The following is a 16,574-nucleotide window of genomic DNA, read 5'->3' as shown; positions in this document are numbered from 1 at the left end:
AGCTCGAGACGTTCCGTCGGGAAGCCTGCCGGAATTAAACGTTTCTCCTACGGAACAATGCGTCCGAGCTGAGGTTCGGCTGACTTCAAACCAGGAGTCAGCCATGTATTACACCGACAAGAAATTGCAGTACCCGGTTCGTGTGGAAACGCCGAATCCAGTCTTTGCCCGCGCGTTGCAGCAGGCCATAGGTGGAGTAGAAGGCGAGATCCGCGTCGCCTTGCAGTATTTCTTCCAGGCATGGGGATGCCGCGGACCGGCCAAATACCGCGACCTGTTGTTAAACACGGCGACCGAGGAACTCGGCCATATCGAAATGCTGGCGACTGCGGTCGCCCTCAATCTAGAGGGTGCACCACTTTCGCTGCAGGAGGACATCTCGTCGGACACGGTCGGCGGCTCGGTCCTCAACGGGATGAACTTCCGCCATATCTTGTCGACCGGCCTGGCCGCACTGCCTGAAAACGCCAACGGCGTTCCCTTCAATGCTTCGCATGTCTATGCCAGCGGCAATCTTGCCGCGGATATGGTCGCAAACGTCACCGCGGAAGGAAGCGGCCGCGTACTGGCTACCCGCCTGTACAACATGACCAACGATCCCGGCATGAAGGACATGCTGTCCTTCCTTATTGCGCGCGACACCATGCACCAACAGCAGTGGCTCGCGGCCATCGAAGACATGGGCGGACTGAACGCGTCTCTGCCGGTCCCCAACTCCTTCCCGCAGGAGAAGGAGCATCAGGACGTATCCTATGCCTTCATCAATTGCTTCGTCGAAGGTGTCGAACCAGCGCGGGGACGTTGGAGCGATGGACCCTCGATGGACGGCAAGGGAGAGTTCTCCCTGGTCGCCGGTGCACCAATGGGCGAGGAGCCCATGCTTTCGCCGCCACGGCCAAGTTCCGGCGCCCAGAGCGAGCAGATGATCGACAGGCGGGCCGCCGAATAAGCAGAGATAGCAAACCGGAGGCAGCCGGCACTCGGCTGTCTCCTGCTTGCGGCTCCCGCGCACCCGGTCGTACCGAGCGCTCCGTTCGAGGGACAGCGCAACTCATTGGCGACTGTTGCGTGCCTGACGAGCTCTCCGTTTCAGCCTGATCACAAATGCTTTCACCTAAGGGAACATCGCAGGTTCCTCGAAGTTGGGCAGCCACGGAGGACGTGCACATGAACAGTGTCATCTATCTTATCGGCCTTATCGTTGTCGTGCTCGCGGTCCTCTCCTTCTTCGGTTTTCACTAGGTGGCCCATGCAGCATGAGAACGATCAGGGCGGACAGCCCACCGATTTCGACAAGACGAAAAGCGAAGTTTCCGACAGGCTTCGCCAGGAAGAGGAACGTGCCAGCGAGTTGCTTCACGACGCGCGTGATACGGTGACCCGCAAGGCTGGCGACTATGCATCTGAAGCCAGCGAGGTCATCGCCGACAAGGCGGAGGAGGCGCAACGCGACATCGGATCGAGCATGGCGGCGTTGGGCGGTGCACTGCGCGCGGCCAGCGATCACCTGGCCAACAACGATGAAAGGAACGCATCGAAGTTCGCTTTGGATGCTGCCGGTGGGCTTGAGCGGCTTTCATCGTCCTTGAAACAGAAACCGTTCGGCCAGGTCCTTGAGGAGGTGCAGTCCTTTGGCCGGCAAAATCCCGGTGTCCTGCTTGCGGGATCCGTGTTGGCCGGTTTGGCGCTCGGGCGGTTCATCAAGGCTTCTCCGCCGGCAAGGCCGGAATCTCAGGCTGCTCTGGGAGACCTCAAATCACACACCGATCAGCCACAGGGTTGGTCCGCTGATCATTCGCAGGATTTTGGCCTCGTCGGCGATGACGGGACTATGCAGAAGGCGGAGCAGGAGAGATGAACACCCAGAACAATCCCAGCCTTGCCGGACTGATCACCGACTTGGCCCACAATGTCACCACTCTGGTGCAGACCGAGGCGAGGCTGTTTCGGGCCGAGCTCTCTGAAAAGCTTACCAAAGCCGGAGCAGGTGCCGCGGAAGTGCTGGGCGGCGCGATTTGCCTTCTCGCCGCGCTATTGGTGTTGCTGCAGGCACTCGTTATCGCACTGACGCGGGCAGGGCTTGGCGCGGGGTGGTCTTCTCTGCTGGTCGGTGTGGTCGTGGCGGTCCTCGGCGTCATCCTGCTGCGGACCGGGATGGCCAGCATGGCGCCTTCGGAACTTACCCCCGACCGGACCCAGGAACAGCTCAAGCGCGACGCGAGCGTGATCAAGGAACAGGTGAGATGAAAGAGAAATCCGCAGCCGAACTTGAACGCGAGGCCGAGGCGGCTCGCGCCCGGGTGATGGAGACCGCCGAATCCATTCGAGGCAAGATGACGCCGGGACAATTGCTGGATGAGTTCACCGGGCTGTTCTCGGGAGGGGAGAGCTCGGCCATGCTCAGCAATCTCAGAACGCAGGTCCGAGACAATCCTTTGCCGGTCACCATGGTGGGCGCGGGTCTGGCTTGGCTGATGTTCGGCAGCGGCACATCAAACACGGCCCACGGTCCCGCTGGTTACCCATTGCCTTCAGCGCCGGCACGACATGATGAAGGTGAGCGCGGCGGCTTCAGCGGCACGCTCTCCGATGCCGCGGAATCGCTCTCATCGAGCGCTACCAGCGTCGGCGATACCATATCGAGCACCGCAAGAGCCGCTGCGGCGGGTCTGACGGGAAGCGCTGCCAATGCAAGCTCGACGACTGGTGACATGGCGAAAGCCAGCCGCTCCGCCCAATATCTGTTGGAGGACCAACCCTTGGCCGTAGCGGCCGTCGGTCTCGCCATCGGTGCCGCTATAGGTGCAATGCTGCCCCATACGGCAACGGAGGATGAGCAACTAGGCGCCTATGGGGACAAGCTTCGCGACACCGCCGAAACCATGCTCGACAGGGGTCTCGATGAGGCCAAGCAGGTCGCCGCTGACGCCTATGAGACCATTAAGCAGGAAGCTGGCCGGCAACATATGGAAGCAGGCACGATGGCCGATCAGCTCGGCGAGATTGTGAAGTCCACAGCAGACAAGACCGAGCGTGCCGTGCGGGAACAGATTTCCGATCCGTCTCAGCGCCAAACCTAGCTTGGTAATCCATAGATCAACGATAGTCGGTCTCTTCCAGAAAGGGGTCGGCGTTGTCCGTCGAACGGTGAACCGCTCGAGTCATTTCAGAGCGTAGAGGTAGGCCGCGATATCGCGCGCCTGCTGCTCCGTAATCCGTGTCGATGGCATGGCCGTGTGCGGATTGACTTCCCTTGCCGATCGTATCCAGCGGATCAGGTTCTCTGGATTGTTGGCTAGCCCGCCGCCGATAAAAACACGGTCAGCAAGACTGGCATCCAGGCGAGGGCCGACCTGCCCTTGCGCGCCCGGCACGCCCGCAATCGTATGGCAGCCGGAACAGCCGTTCGCCGTCATGATCGGCAAGGCCCTCGCAGTGTCACCGCCCGTGGCCGCCTCCGCCTCGTGGCGGACGCGTGCGGCCCGATCGGACCACCAGGTCATTCCGGCCACGGCCGCGACGAGCAGCACCAGCGCGGCGCTGACGGCGGCAAGCAGTTTAGACAAGCTCGTACGCATGCGCCGCCTCCCTGCTTCCGCTCGCCTTGATCCACAGCGCGGCCAGCAGCAGCGCTACGCCGCCATAGATCAGTCCAGCTGGAACCCACATGACCAGCCCGGCAAGCTGCTGGTCTTCCAGGGGACTCAAATTCCACAGTGCCGCTCCCTCGGCGTTCTCCGGGTACCAGAGCCGTGGCGAGAGCAACAGGAGAACGCCGAGCAGGCCGGTATGCAGCGAGGTGATGAAGAGGTGCATCACTGCGCTCCCATAGGCATGCTGGCGGCCGGGACGCGGCAAGAGCACCCACCAGAACAGCAGCCCTGTTCCGAAGAAGCTCGCGTGCTGTGCATAGTGCAGCACGCCGCGTTCGAGCGCGGCTTCGAATAACACCGGAATGTGCCAGATCCATATGGCTATGCCGTGGATAATGGTCGCCATGATCGGCCGCGTTGCGAAAGCCCAGACCGCCTTCAGCCAATTGGCGTGCCCGGCAATTCCCAGAATGCGCCGGAATCGGGTGGGTAGGCCCCACATCAAGGCAGCAGCCGGGCAGGCAGAGACCAACAGCGGCGCCGCCACGGCCATCAGAAGTTCATGCTCGATCATATGCGCCGCAAATACCTGCTCGCCGAGCGCATGAATCGGGCTGACCAATGCGGCTGTCAACACGCCCCATCCGGCCGTGAACAGCAGAGCCTGGCGCAGCCGCAAAGTCCTGCCGCGGCCGCTGCGCCGCCAAAGCCGGCTCGCGCCCACGACATAGGCGAGTCCGAGGACGGCAAGCGGCAGCGTAATGGGCAGCGCGAGCGTCCACCCGGCCTCGGGTGCGCCGGCGCCGTAGCAGATGGAAGTAGAGAACAGCGCGTCCAGGTTCATCGCAGGCACTCATCCAGGATCAGCGCCGCGCTGCCTTGCATGAGGATCACAAGCGCAAACAGCAACGCCGACAACATTCCGAGGTTGGCGACGAAGCGCTCTGTGCCGCGCGTACGCTCCGGCTTGAATGCGGCACCGCCTCGCCGCTTCGCCCGCCACGACAGCGCCCCACCGAGCAGCGACAATAAGACGAGCAGCAGCGCCACGGGAAGCACGACCGGCACCTGGCGATTGCATTGCCAAGGCACCAGCGCATAATTCAGCTGTGTCGAGACCGCCCAGGCCAGCGGACCTGACAGAAGACCACCCCAAGACGTTCCAAACCGCAACGCTCGCATGTCAGCCTAGCCTCGGCGCCCAATAGATGAGCACATAGATCGGGATCCAGGTCAGGACCACGAAATCCCAGTAGAAGACATTGTCGCCGACATCGCCGAAGCGCCGGCCGCTATAGCCGTGGCGCGTGAACATCAGCACCATCAGCACGATGGTGTCGCCGACATCGGTTATGAGGTGCGTGGTGTGCAGGCCAAGCAGCACCCAGAGCATCGATCCATAGGCGTTGGTGTCCCAATAGATGTTGAGGGCGGGGAATTCGAACCAGCGCACGACGAGCGGAGCGATGCCGAGCAGCGACATGACCACCAGGCCTATCCGCACCGGAACAATGGAGCATTGCTTGGCATAGCGGTGCAGGATGTGGTTGGGCACAAGGCTGACGACAAACAAAATCGTGACGATCGTTCCGGGCCAATGGTTCGGCTGCGGTGCGCTGAGCGGCCATGCTGGCCATGACAGCGCAAGGTAGAGATATGCGCCCGCCGCCAGCGCGAAACCGGTGCCTTCGAGCGCCATAAAGCCCAGCGTGCCCCACCAGGTGGGGCTGTGCGGACCATGCCCGAAGGTCGGCAGTCCTGAAAGATCGGCGGCAACTCGATGCTTCATTCCTGGTCCTCCGGATCGCCCTTCGGCCAGAACCAACCGATCAAAGTGATGGCGATCGGCGCGGCGCCCCAGACGATGGCCCAAGGCGTGAAAATCGAATAGAGAAACGTACCACCGACGGCGAGCGCCGCGAAAAGAGGCCAGATCGACGGTGTGGCCGATTTCTCACGAATGTCGGGATGAGCTTCCGCCACGGTGGAGATGAGGAGCTCGCGCGCATCGACGCGGAGCCCGGTCGCTACAGGGAGCGTCTCGCGCTCGGCCCAGAGCGGCTCGATATGGGTGACGATGGGAATGCGTGCGAAATTATAGCTCGGCGGCGGCGAGGATGTTGCCCACTCCAAGGTTCCTGCGTCCCACGGATTGTTGCCGGCCGAGGTGCCTTTCAACGCGCCATGCACAAGGTTGAAGGTGAACAGCACAAAGCTCAGGAAGAAGAGCAGCGCCCCGGCCGAGATGAAAAGGTTGATGTTGCCCCAGCCAAGCTCGGCCGGATAGGTGTAGACCCGTCGTGGCATGCCCCATAGACCGACGAGATGCATCGGGAAAAAGGTCGCATTAAACCCGATGAAGGCCAGCCAGAAATGCCAACGCCCAAGGCGTTCGCTCATCATGCGGCCGCTGATCTTCGGGAACCAGAAATAAGCAGCGCCAAGCAGCGGGAACACCGAGCCGCCGATCAGCACGTAATGGAAATGCGCGACGACGAAATAGGTGTCGTGCACCTGAAGATCCAATGGCACAGAGGCTAGCATGACGCCGGTCAGCCCGCCGATGACGAAGATGAAGAAGAAGCCGAAGACAAACAGCAACGGGGTCCGGATTACCGGTCTGCCATCCCATAATGTTGCCAGCCAGCAGAAGATCTGCACGCCGTTCGGAATGGCGATCATCATGCTGGACGCGGTGAAGAAGCTTGCGCCGAGCTTCGGCAATCCGGTGGCGAACATGTGATGGACCCAGAGCCCGAACGACAGGAGGCCGACAGCGAAGAGTGACAGGACAAGCCCGAGATGGCCGAATGTCGGTCGCCTGGCGAAAGCCGGGATGATCGAAGAGACCATGCCCGTCGCCGGCAGGAAGATGATGTAGACTTCCGGATGGCCGAAGAACCAGAAGAGATGTTGGAACAGCAGAGCATCCCCACCCTCAGCCGGGTTGAAGATATGTGTGCCGACTAGCCGGTCCAGGATCAGGAAGGTCGAGGTGATCATCACCGCCGGCATCGCGAAAACGACGACGAAGGAAGTGACCAGCATCGCCCAGACATAGAGCGGGATCTTGTCCAGCGACATGCCGGGGGCTCGCTGCTTGAACACGGTGACGATGGTCGCCACCGCCACGGCCAATGAAGACACTTCCGTATACGTGATCATCTGCGCCCAGACGTCGGCGCGCTTGCCCGGTGCGAATTCGGGGCCGGACAGCGGCACGTAAGCGAACCAACCGACATCAGGAGCCATGTTGAGGGCGAAGGACACCCAGGCAAAAGCGCCGCCCGAGACGTAGATCCAGTAGCTGAACGCATTCAGGCGCGGAAACGCGATGTTGCGGGTGCCGACCATCAGCGGTACCAGATAAATGCCAGTCGCCTGCACGATAGGCACGGCGAACAGAAACATCATCGTAACGCCGTGCATCGTGAACAGCTGGTTGTAGAGGTCCGGCCCGATCAGGCCGCGTTGCGGTCCCGAGAGCTGGATACGCATGGCCACAGCGTTGAGGCCGCCAAGACACAGGAAAACAAATGCGGTGATCAAATAGCGTCGTGCGATCACCTTGTGATCGACGCTAGACAGCGCTCCAAAGATACCGGACGGCGTCCGCCAAGTGCGTTCGAGCCAGCGATGCAGACTGGCATCATCCATTCCCGTATCCCGGGGTCCGTCGCGTTCGGGAGCGAGGTCGCCCTTGGAGGCGGTATCCAGTTCCGGGATGTGGCGGTCGCCTGTGATATCGGCGCTGCTCATTTCAGTCCCTCGAGATAAGCCACAATTGCGTTGAGCTCGTCGCCATTGAGATCTGCCACTGGCATGTGGGAACCCGGCTTGATGCCTTGCGGGTCGGCTATCCAGGCGGCGAGATTGCCGCGGCTCATCGTCAGCGTTCCGGCCGCCAATGTTTTCCGGCTTGCTATGTGGGTGAGATCGGGAGCCACCGTTCCGCCGGCCGGCGTCCCCCCGATCCTATGGCACATTACGCAGGGGCGCTTGAGGAACAGGTCCGCGCCGGCCTTGGCCTCGCCACTCGCCGGCGCGCCGGCCGGCTGCAACTGGTCGTTCAGCCAGGCATCGAATTTCGGACGCGGCTCAGCAATGATGAAGGTGCCCATATTGGCATGCTGCGCGCCGCAGAATTCAGCGCATTGACCACGGTAGACGCCCGGCTTGTCCGCCTTGATGTCCAGCACGTTCATGTGACCCGGTATAAGGTCGAGCTTACCGGCCAAGCTTGGAATCCAGAACGAATGGATCACATCCGTCGAGGTCAAAAGAAGCCTCACCGGCTCGCCGGCGGGGATGTGGACCTCATTCGCCGTCGTCAGGATGCGGCTCGGCGTAGCATTCTCGTAACGCACCTCCCACCACCACTGATGCCCGGTTACCCTGATTGTCAGCGCGGCGTCCGGGCCAATGGCGGCAAGCGTCCTGTTGGCGAAAAAGCTCAGCAGCGTAAGTCCGATCAGGATTATGGCGGTCAGCCCAACAGCGGTGACAACCACGCGCATCTTGCGGCGTTCGGCCCCCTCGTCGAGTAAGAGCGGCTCATCGCCGGGACGCGATCGCATGACCAGCGGTGCTGCGAGCGCGATCATCACCAGCACCCACACAACCGCGCAAAGCGCGGTGAAGAACCAGATCAGCCAGGCCAACTCGCCGGCCGCGGGGCCTTTCGGGTCCAGCGCCGACTGCCAGCCTGCGCATCCCTGCAGAAGCAGGACACAGAAGGGGGCAAGCGCCATGAAGGCGAGCCGTTTCACGGCGACTTTCCCAGCGTCGCGGCATCCGGCAGGCGGTTTTCAGACGGGTGCACCATCATATCGTCGTTGCGCTGCGGCGCGGCGGAGGAGGGCGCGTTGCCGCTCAGTGCGCGTACGAAGGCCGCAAGTTCCCAGATTTGGTCGTCGGGTATCTTCTGGCGGAAGCTCGGCATCCCGTTTGGTCGCCCGTCGCGGATCGTGGCATGGATGCTTTCGATCGAGCTGCCGTAGAGCCACTTTTCGTCCATCAGCGCCGGGCCCATGCCGCCACCGCCATTGGCGTGACAGCCCGAGCAGTTGAACCAGCCGAACAGGCGCTTGCCCTCGCTAAGGTGAAAGGCGTTCGCCTCGAAGCTCGCCGCCTTGTTGTCACTGGCGGAAGGCCGCTGAGCGCCGGGCTCAAGCGCGGTCACCGGTGTCGGCTGTTCGCCTGAGCCGAGCGCCGATTGTGGCCGGGTATCGCGCTCCTCACGCTGGCAGGCGACCAGGGCCAGCGTCAAGGGCAGCAACATCGCCAGAGCCTGCCTCATCGCGCCGGACTCCCGGCCATGTCCAGACGCGGTACGCCGTATTGCGCCAGAACCGCGTCGATCTCCGCCTTGTGTCTGGCAAGCGCGCTATTCACATCGCCACGCAGCGCATCGTCCTCGCGCCGAACACCCATTGAGATGTCGTACATCAGCGGCAGTTGCGGTCCGTCGATGCGAGGCGTGACCGGCGTGATCCGGAGCGACACCTTTTGCCTCTGGGCGAAATAGCCGGCGAGCGGACCCCAGACCACGGCAAGATCAATCTCACCGTTCGCGACAGCTTCGACGATGCGCGCCGGAGGGTTGGGAGCGGAGTAGTCGCCATAGACGGGATAGCCGATCAGATGTCCGACGATGCCGCGGCGGCCAAGCGCTTGGACAGGCGGCGAGTTGGCGCCATCGTCGCCGATGAGCTGAACACCGATGCGCAATTCTCGCAACCGCGGGTCGTTGAATGAGGCCACGTCCGGGCCGTCCTGGCGGGTCACGAAGACATAGGACGAACGGTAGTAAGGCGTGGTGGTGCGCAGCATTTCGAGATTGGCAGGCGTGCCGGGCACGAGATCGCAAAGACCTGCCTTCAGCGTGTTGCGGATGAAGCCACGGCGCTGCGCCCACCAAGTATACGTCAGCTTGGCGCCGAGATCAGTGGCGATAATTTCCGCGATCCTGTTCTCGAAGCCTTGACCGGCCGCGTTGGAAAACGGCATGTTGTTCGGGTCGGCGCACACTCTCAACTCACGTGCATTGGCAATAGCCGGCAAGAGCAATAAGGCGAGCCCGGCCATGCCGATCGCCACCCGTTGGAACGCCTTGCGCGTCGGACGGACGGTCAAGTCCAATCCATCAAGGAAGCCGGAACACATAAAGCGTGCCTCCCGCCGTGGTAGCGTTCTTCAGATCCTTCATCGCGTTGACGAAGCCAAGTGCCGCGGTGGCATCGCGTGGGTCGAGGTCGCCCGAAACGATGGCGCCGGCCCAGCCACCGACGCCCGACAGAATTGCGACATATTGGTGCCCATCGGGGCCGCGATAGGTGATCGGCTGGCCGATGATGCCGGACGATGTCTTGAACTGCCAAAGCAGATCGCCAGTCCTGGCGCTGACGGCCTTGAACCAGCCTTCCATGGTGCCGTAAAAGACGACATCGCCGGCAGTGACGACGGTGCCACTCCACACCGGGAAGTTTTCTTTCAGGACCCAGGCCGGCTTGGCCGCGGCAACATCCCAAGCGGTAAAGGCACCCCGATTGCCCCCCGGCCCGGGGATCATGCGTACGTTCATGCCGACATAGGGTGTGCCTGCGATGTAGTTTACCTCGACGCCTTCTTCGTCCATGCAGAGATTGTTGTGGGGGATGTAGAGCAGGCCGGTCTTCGGCGAAAAGGCCGATGGTTGCCAGTCCTTGAGGCCGGACGCTGTCGGGCAAATATCTCGGACCACCTTGCCGGTGCCGGTTCTCTTGTCGGGGTTTGCAATCAGCCGGCCGGTCTTCAAATCGACACCCTTGCTGGAATTGACCGGGCCATAGGCTGTGGCAGACAGCACTTCGCCAGTGGTTCGATCGAGGATATAGAGGTAGCCATTGCGTTCCGGTCGGACCAGGACCTTGCGCGGCTTGCCTTGCCAGGTCATGTCCAGAAGGATCTGCTCGTTGATGCCGTCATAGTCATGGAGGTCATGCGGGCTCCACTGGTAGAACCACTTCGCCGCTCCGGTATCGGGATCACGCGCGAAAATACCGGACGTCCATTTGTTGTCGCCGGGCCGCAAATCCGGATTCCACGGTCCTGGATTGCCTGTGCCGTGGAAGATCAAGTTCAAGTCCGGATCGTAGGAGATCCAGCCCCACATATTGCCGCCGCCGATCTTCCAGGCTTCCGGCGGCCATGTCGTCACGCCAAGGTCTGTGCCCTTGTCCATGTCATAGTGGGGCTTGAAGTCCGGGCCGATCAGCACATCCTTGTCGGGTCCAGTGCCATAAGCCGTCCAGACAACATGCCCGTTTCCGGCATCCAGCGCCTTCACCCAGCCGCGGACGCCCATTTCGCCGCCGGAATTGCCGACCAGAACTTTTCCCTTCACCACCAGCGGCGCCATGGTGATTGTCTCGCCGATGTTGATGTTGCCGATATGAGCGTTCCAGATCGGCTTGCCCGTATCGGCATCGAGCGCGATCGTGTGGCCGTCCAGCGTGTTGAAGAAGATGCGCCCGTCGGCGAAGGCCGCGCCGCGGTTGACGACATCGCAGCAGGCCACCCCTTGTGCCGCCGGCTCGGGGTTGGGCTCGTACTTCCACTTCATCGGCGCGCCGGGCCTGGAAAGGTCGAGCGCGTAGACGATGTTGGGAAAGGGCGTGACGATGTACATGATGTTGCCGACAACCAGCGGCGCTGCTTCCTGGCCCTTGTTCACGCCGGTCGAGAAGGTAAAGGCGACCTGCAGGTTCTTGACATTGCCTTCGTTGATCTCGGTCAGGTCGCTGAAGCGGGTCGACGCGTAGTTCTTGGCTGGCATCGTCCATTGCCCGTCGTCGGGTGGCGCTGCGGCGGCGGGCGGCGCAATAGCCGCTGCCGATGGGGGCTCCGAGGCACCACTCAGGAATGGGCCGCATGCCAGCAGCATCACCGAGAATATGCAGGTGCGAAAAGAATTCCAGATCGCCAATGCGCGGGCGCCTCGTCCTGCGTCAACGCGCGCCGGTGCCGGGTGCAGCATGCCTTTCATTTGTGGATCGAGCCTCCCACGCCGGCGCCGAGCTCCGCCGCGATGTCAGCCTCGGTGCCGGCACAAAGCGGATGGCCCCAGCCCGATGCGCTTTTGCCCCCGGGATCGAGATCGTAGACGATGGCGTCCTTGCGATTGGGATTGACCCCGGCTGGAACCTTGTCGAGGCCGAGCGCCGCGCGAACACGCCAGGCGACATTGTGATCGGCGCATGAGGAATCTCCGGAGACTCCGATGCCTCCGACGATGCTCTTGCCGTCATAGAGGGCAAGCCCGCCGCCAAACACAACGACGCCTCCAATCGGCTTGCCGACGAGGGGATCGCTGGCGCTTCCGAACGTTTTGGGATCGCCCGCATAGGCCGCGGCCTGGTTGACCGGATTGGTCTCCTGCAAGCCGAAAAGCGGCCCGCCCGGCTGCGCCCCCGCGTAGAGATTGGCCGTCGATAGGGCCATCTGCGCCAAGCTGAGTCCATTGGCCGTGTTGGCCTTCTCTGCCGCGACGAGGCGACTGCCTGGCCATTGCGAATCGGCGGTGGGACCGCTGAAAGCGATCGCGCATACGGCGCCGTCGCGGGCGACGATAGCGGCCCATTCGTTGGTCTCAAAGCCACCGTTGGCAGGTCCGCCGCTTGCTTTCACATTGGCCTTGAGGACAGCGAGCAGCTTATCGTGGTCGGCCGGGCAGGGCGCCTGTGCCATGGCTTGGCCCTGTGGGAACAGGCCACCCGTCAACAACACCAGACCAAAGGCTGATAGCAAAAGCTGACAGCGATACATTGTCCTGCCCATTCGTTCGAGCATCAAAGAATCCCGGAGCACTCTGGCAGACTGGAAATGCGAGAATGAAGCCGTGATCCAATGCCGTCGGTATTTAACTTGGGCGATGCAGCTATGTTCCTGCTTCTGCAAAAAATTGCGCAGCCCTCGTACGCCGATGCAAGTTGCCGTCTGTCCGTGTCGCCGGCGGAATATCCGCGGCGAGATTGTGCTGCCTGCTGTGATATACAAACAACACCCCGCAGGAAGGAAAAACGTGACAAAAAACAGTTAGTTGATGGGCGAACTGATCCCAGCCAACGGTACCACCGGCTTTCCTCATAAAGCATTGGATTTAGTGGAAATGATCGCCCCTCCGTTGCAGGAAGCGGTCGGGATCATGCTGCCCAGAGAGGTCAGGGATCACGGAAGGCGTGTGGTTCTCCGTATACCAGCCATGACGGAGGAGAACGAACGGCAGACCCGAGGTCCGCAACGCAGCTTGACCTTTTGCAACGCTGCGCTGAAGCGCTTGAGGGGTTTTGAGCTATGGCGTTCCGGATGGGTGTCGCATCGGCCCGAACTGCGAGGTCGATCCTGGCTGCGTAAATTAAACTCGTTGACGATGTCCGCTTCTGGCTGTTGGGACGCTTGGTCTTATCGTCCAACTGGGGATCGTATGGAGAACGGCAGCTATCTCAAATGCCTGCCGAGACCTGACAGTCGGTTACAGCCCGTTGCCGCCGGACTGCTTGCGCCCGCTTTTGGTCAGGCGAAATGCGTCAAAAGATGTTCGATGACGCGCTGTGTAGCATCGATGTCTGCCATGCTCAGCCCTCGGCGATGATCGCTAGTGCCTTTGCAAAGCTAGCATCAAGGGAGGTCAGCGCCTCAATCGCTCCGTCATATACGCTGTCGAGTGTCGCTCCCCAGCCGTCTGCTGCGCCACGAGTATCGATGCCAAAGCGGGCGAGCGCCTCCTCGATGCCGGCGTCGATGCGCCCAGCCAATTTTACGCCAGATTCGTTCCAACTTTGTGCGGCGTCTCAGTTGGGCGAACGCCGATAGATACTCGTTTGACAGGAAGAACAATGACCGTTCTCACTTGGTCACGAGCGTCTGTTGGTAGAAGGATCGTTGACAGAGGCGCTCTGGGGCCATAGCGTATTGGTATAACAGGTATGCCAATGATCGGAGTTCTGATCAAGCCGCGGAAGCTTTCGGACGAGGTTGCAGCGCACCTTGAGCGGATGATCCGCGAGGGAGAGCTGGCCGAAGCCGACCGGCTCCCATCCGAACGGGAACTCATGCGGCAGTTTGGGGTCGGGCGCCCTTCAATCCGCGAAGCCCTGCTGCATCTGAGCAAGATGGGCCTTGTCGAGGTGAAATCCGGCGAGCGCGCCCGCGTCACTCGGCCAACGCCCCAATTCGTGATCGACGCCCTCTCGGGGCCGGCGCGTCACATGATTTCGGCCCCCGGCGGGGTTCATGACTTCCAGAGCGCGCGTTTGTTTTTCGAAGTCGGTCTTGCCCGCAACGCCGCCATCAATGCCACCCCAGAAGATATTGAAAGTCTCAAAGAGGCGCTTGAAATCAATCGACAGTCGATCGGGGACCTGACGCGCTTCGAGCGCACCGACGTGGACTTCCACTACGTGCTGGCGGTGATCACCCGCAATCGAATCTTCACAGCTATCCACGCGGCGTTGGCCGAATGGCTGCTCGAACAGCGGCGCACGACTTTGGCCAAAGGTGAAGACCGCAAGGCCTATGAGGCTCATCGCGAAATCTTTGATGCCGTCGCCGCGCGCGATCCAGACGCCTCCGAAGCGGCTATGCGCAGGCATCTGGAATATGTGTCCAGGCGCTATCTGGAAATTGCAGGTGCCAAGTGATGAGGGGCTTCGTGGTCTGGGTCGATTTCCGCCTCAAGCCGGGTGCCCGGGGCAGATTCCGCGAACTTGTGGACGCCAATGCAACCGCGTCGATGCGCAGCGAGGCCGGCTGCCGCCGCTTTGACGTGACGGAGGCGCGCGGCGAACCGGACCGGGTCCTGCTCTATGAGATTTACGATAGCGAGGCCGCATTCGAGGAGCACTGCCGCACCGCTCACTTCGACGAATTCAATACGCAGAGCGCGCCGCTCGTCGTGACCAAGTTGGTGATGACCTGCGACCTCGTTCTTGAGGCCACGCATTGACGAGAACTAGGCGGATTGGCCCTTTTGGGCGAACGGGAGGAAGTGCATGTCAGAGCCAAGTCTCAGGGCGTTAACTTCTCACAGGCGGGTCAAACTTGGTACGCTCGTCGCCGAGTTCGCGACGCCGGGTATAGGTCACATCCTGAAGTCCGCTGGCTGTGACTTCGTCTTTTTCGATATGGAGCATTCGGGCTTCAGCCTGGAAACGGTGAAGAGTGCGATCCGCTATTTCGAAGCGGCCGACCTGCCGGTTATGGTGCGTGTGCCATCGCAGGACTACCATTTCCTTGCCCGCGCCATGGACATGGGGGCCGAAGGCCTGATCGCCCCGATGGTGAGTACCGTCGAGCAGGCGCAGCACATCATCAATTCCATGAAATATCACCCTGCCGGCGTCCGCGGCGTGGCGCTGCAGATCGCTCATGACCGCTACCGTCCGGGCTCGGTCGCTGATAAATTCTCAGCCGCCAACAAGCGCTCGACATTCATCTGCCTGATCGAGACCGCCGACGGCGTCAAGAACATTGAGGGCATCGCGGGACTGGACGGGGTCGATTGTCTGTGGGTCGGACATTTCGACCTGTCCGTCTCGCTCGGCATTCCTGGCGACTTCGCCCACCCCACTTTCTCTGCTGCAATGGCCAAAATCGTTGCCGCCGCCAAGAAGCACAACAAATCGCTTGGACGCTTGGTTCCCAACGTCGCGCAGGGACACGACTTCTACGCACAAGGCTTTGATTTTATTTGTTATTCAGGCGACGTTTGGATTCTGCACGACGCGATCGCCGACGCGGTTTCCAAGATCCGCGCCGGGTGCGAATAGGAGCGGAGGAGACGATGGACAGCGTAAAATTCAGGGTGGCGCTTTCCGGTGATTTCCGCAAGCCGGACGGCTCGCCGACCTACCCAGATTTCGATCTGGTGCCACTGCGCAATGCGACGGGCGTCGAGATGGTGTTCCTGGAGTCAAACAGTCCGCTTCGCGCCGACCAACTTGAGGATTTCGATGCGCTGATCCTCCTCGCCCATCGCTTCGATGCCACGAGTGTCCCCAGGAGCGGACGCCTGGCCGTCGTTGCCCGCTTCGGGGTCGGCTACGACACTGTCGACGTTGAGGCCTGCACCGCAGCCGGCATTGCCTTGGTCATCACGCCCGATGGCGTGCGACGCCCCGTCGCCGTATCCGTCATCACCTTCATGCTGGCACTGACCGGCAAACTGCTGACAAAGGACGCGCTCACCCGCAAAGGGTCTGTTGGTTTCGAGAAGCGCTCCGATCACATGGGGGTCGGCCTCGTCGGGCGTTCGCTTGGGTCACTGGGCATCGGCAACATCGGTGCCGAGGTCTTCCGCTTGGCGAAGCCCTTTGACATGCAATTCATTGCCCATGACCCGTTTGCCGACAAGAGGGTTGCTGCCGACCTGGGCGTCGAGCTGGTCGGGCTGGAGGATCTGTTTCGCCGCGCCGACGTGCTGTCGGTCAGTTGCCCCCTGTCGCCTCAGACCCACCACATAGTCAACGCTGAGCGGATCGCCCTGATGAAGCCGACAGCTTACCTGATCAACACCGCGCGCGGCCCGATCGTCGACCAGAAAGCGCTGACGCAAGCGCTGCAGGAGCGCCGCATCGCCGGCGCCGGTCTCGACGTGCTGGAACAAGAGCCTCCCGACGCAGACGATGCGATCCTCAAACTCGACAATGTGATCCTGGCGCCGCACGCACTTTGCTGGACCGACCAGTGCTTTGCCGGCAACGGTGCCGCCGACGTCAAAGCGGTAATGGAGGTGCAGCGCGGTCGGGAGCCGCGCGGCGTGGTCAATCGCGAGGTTCTTTCGAGCGAGCTGTGGAAGACCAGGCTGTCGGGGCTCGCCGCCCGCTTCGGAACCTAGGAGGACACTGATTTTTGGGCGCGCCGCCGCGGCCCCTTTGCGGCGACCTTACGGGAGGAAATGTGCTTGACCGCAGCGCCGGCGGACGAGTGAAGCAAATGGAAATG

At 61.7% G+C, this 16,574-nt stretch carries 19 protein-coding genes; 8 read left to right on the top strand and 11 right to left on the bottom strand.

The features are described from left to right. Positions 1-103 precede the first annotated feature (103 nt). From NKK51_RS07930 to NKK51_RS07915, 4 genes are all read left to right on the top strand, one after another. Positions 104-949, top strand: coding sequence for a manganese catalase family protein (locus NKK51_RS07930; RefSeq protein WP_352552153.1), 846 nt, complete (start codon positions 104-106; stop codon positions 947-949). Positions 950-1,249: 300 nt separating this feature from the next. Beyond that, on the top strand, positions 1,250-1,858 hold the full coding sequence (locus tag NKK51_RS07925) for a hypothetical protein (protein ID WP_352552151.1): 609 nt from the start codon (positions 1,250-1,252) through the stop codon (positions 1,856-1,858). Continuing rightward, entirely contained in the window at positions 1,855-2,247 is a 393-nt protein-coding gene (locus NKK51_RS07920; protein WP_352552149.1) for a phage holin family protein, read from the top strand. Before NKK51_RS07925 ends, NKK51_RS07920 begins: the two co-directional genes overlap by 4 nt. Beyond that, complete coding sequence (locus NKK51_RS07915; RefSeq protein WP_352552147.1) at positions 2,244-3,080, top strand: hypothetical protein; 837 nt, start codon at positions 2,244-2,246, stop codon at positions 3,078-3,080. Before NKK51_RS07920 ends, NKK51_RS07915 begins: the two co-directional genes overlap by 4 nt. A gap of 81 nt (positions 3,081-3,161) precedes the next feature. Here the strand turns inward: NKK51_RS07915 and NKK51_RS07910 are convergent, their stop codons facing one another. The 11 genes from NKK51_RS07910 to NKK51_RS07860 all read right to left on the bottom strand — a co-directional run bounded on the left by NKK51_RS07910 (position 3,162) and on the right by NKK51_RS07860 (position 13,387). After that, a complete protein-coding gene (locus tag NKK51_RS07910; RefSeq protein WP_352552145.1) occupies positions 3,162-3,578 on the bottom strand; it encodes a c-type cytochrome in 417 nt (138 codons plus the stop codon). Beyond that, entirely contained in the window at positions 3,559-4,437 is an 879-nt protein-coding gene (locus NKK51_RS07905) for a cytochrome c oxidase assembly protein (RefSeq protein WP_352552143.1), read from the bottom strand. Before NKK51_RS07905 ends, NKK51_RS07910 begins: the two co-directional genes overlap by 20 nt. Continuing rightward, complete coding sequence (locus NKK51_RS07900) at positions 4,434-4,775, bottom strand: hypothetical protein (RefSeq protein ID WP_127296109.1); 342 nt, start codon at positions 4,773-4,775, stop codon at positions 4,434-4,436. The genes NKK51_RS07905 and NKK51_RS07900 overlap by 4 nt, the downstream gene beginning before the upstream one ends. Position 4,776: 1 nt before the next feature. Next, positions 4,777-5,382, bottom strand: a complete 606-nt coding sequence (locus NKK51_RS07895) for a cytochrome c oxidase subunit 3 (RefSeq protein ID WP_352552141.1) — start codon at positions 5,380-5,382, stop codon at positions 4,777-4,779. Continuing rightward, positions 5,379-7,352 (bottom strand): cytochrome c oxidase subunit I, encoded by a 1,974-nt coding sequence (gene ctaD / locus NKK51_RS07890; RefSeq protein WP_127296111.1) that lies wholly within the window; start codon positions 7,350-7,352, stop codon positions 5,379-5,381. The genes NKK51_RS07895 and ctaD overlap by 4 nt, the downstream gene beginning before the upstream one ends. Then, on the bottom strand, positions 7,349-8,344 hold the full coding sequence (coxB, locus tag NKK51_RS07885) for a cytochrome c oxidase subunit II (RefSeq protein WP_352552269.1): 996 nt from the start codon (positions 8,342-8,344) through the stop codon (positions 7,349-7,351). Before coxB ends, ctaD begins: the two co-directional genes overlap by 4 nt. Positions 8,345-8,358: 14 nt before the next feature. Next, the gene (locus NKK51_RS07880; RefSeq protein ID WP_352552139.1) at positions 8,359-8,892 is read right to left on the bottom strand and encodes a c-type cytochrome; all 534 of its coding nucleotides are present in this window, start codon (positions 8,890-8,892) and stop codon (positions 8,359-8,361) included. Next, on the bottom strand, positions 8,889-9,758 hold the full coding sequence (locus NKK51_RS07875) for a substrate-binding domain-containing protein (RefSeq protein WP_352552137.1): 870 nt from the start codon (positions 9,756-9,758) through the stop codon (positions 8,889-8,891). The genes NKK51_RS07880 and NKK51_RS07875 overlap by 4 nt, the downstream gene beginning before the upstream one ends. Next, positions 9,739-11,619 (bottom strand): methanol/ethanol family PQQ-dependent dehydrogenase, encoded by a 1,881-nt coding sequence (locus NKK51_RS07870; protein ID WP_352552135.1) that lies wholly within the window; start codon positions 11,617-11,619, stop codon positions 9,739-9,741. The genes NKK51_RS07875 and NKK51_RS07870 overlap by 20 nt, the downstream gene beginning before the upstream one ends. Continuing rightward, a complete protein-coding gene (locus NKK51_RS07865; protein WP_127296135.1) occupies positions 11,616-12,320 on the bottom strand; it encodes a heme-binding protein in 705 nt (234 codons plus the stop codon). Before NKK51_RS07865 ends, NKK51_RS07870 begins: the two co-directional genes overlap by 4 nt. An 887-nt stretch (positions 12,321-13,207) precedes the next feature. Continuing rightward, on the bottom strand, positions 13,208-13,387 hold the full coding sequence (locus NKK51_RS07860; RefSeq protein ID WP_128304509.1) for a hypothetical protein: 180 nt from the start codon (positions 13,385-13,387) through the stop codon (positions 13,208-13,210). A gap of 177 nt (positions 13,388-13,564) precedes the next feature. Here NKK51_RS07860 and nanR point away from each other — a divergent pair, with 177 nt between their 5' ends. Genes nanR through NKK51_RS07840 form a run of 4 tightly spaced genes read left to right on the top strand, consistent with a single transcriptional unit; the run spans position 13,565 to position 16,467 of the window. Next, complete coding sequence (gene nanR / locus NKK51_RS07855) at positions 13,565-14,272, top strand: transcriptional regulator NanR (protein ID WP_023811936.1); 708 nt, start codon at positions 13,565-13,567, stop codon at positions 14,270-14,272. Beyond that, positions 14,272-14,577: a putative quinol monooxygenase gene (locus tag NKK51_RS07850; protein WP_023811937.1), complete on the top strand. Its 306-nt coding sequence runs from the start codon at positions 14,272-14,274 to the stop codon at positions 14,575-14,577. The genes nanR and NKK51_RS07850 overlap by 1 nt, the downstream gene beginning before the upstream one ends. A gap of 46 nt (positions 14,578-14,623) precedes the next feature. Continuing rightward, positions 14,624-15,400, top strand: coding sequence for an HpcH/HpaI aldolase family protein (locus tag NKK51_RS07845; protein ID WP_352552133.1), 777 nt, complete (start codon positions 14,624-14,626; stop codon positions 15,398-15,400). A gap of 14 nt (positions 15,401-15,414) precedes the next feature. Next, positions 15,415-16,467 carry an NAD(P)-dependent oxidoreductase gene (locus NKK51_RS07840; RefSeq protein WP_128304507.1) on the top strand — a complete coding sequence of 351 codons (1,053 nt, stop codon included), beginning with the start codon at positions 15,415-15,417 and terminating at the stop codon, positions 16,465-16,467. The last annotated feature ends 107 nt before the right edge of the window (positions 16,468-16,574 follow it).

This window comes from Mesorhizobium sp. M0011, assembly GCF_040324155.1.
Lineage (GTDB): Bacteria > Pseudomonadota > Alphaproteobacteria > Rhizobiales > Rhizobiaceae > Mesorhizobium.
This window is presented reverse-complemented; position numbering and strand designations above follow the sequence as displayed.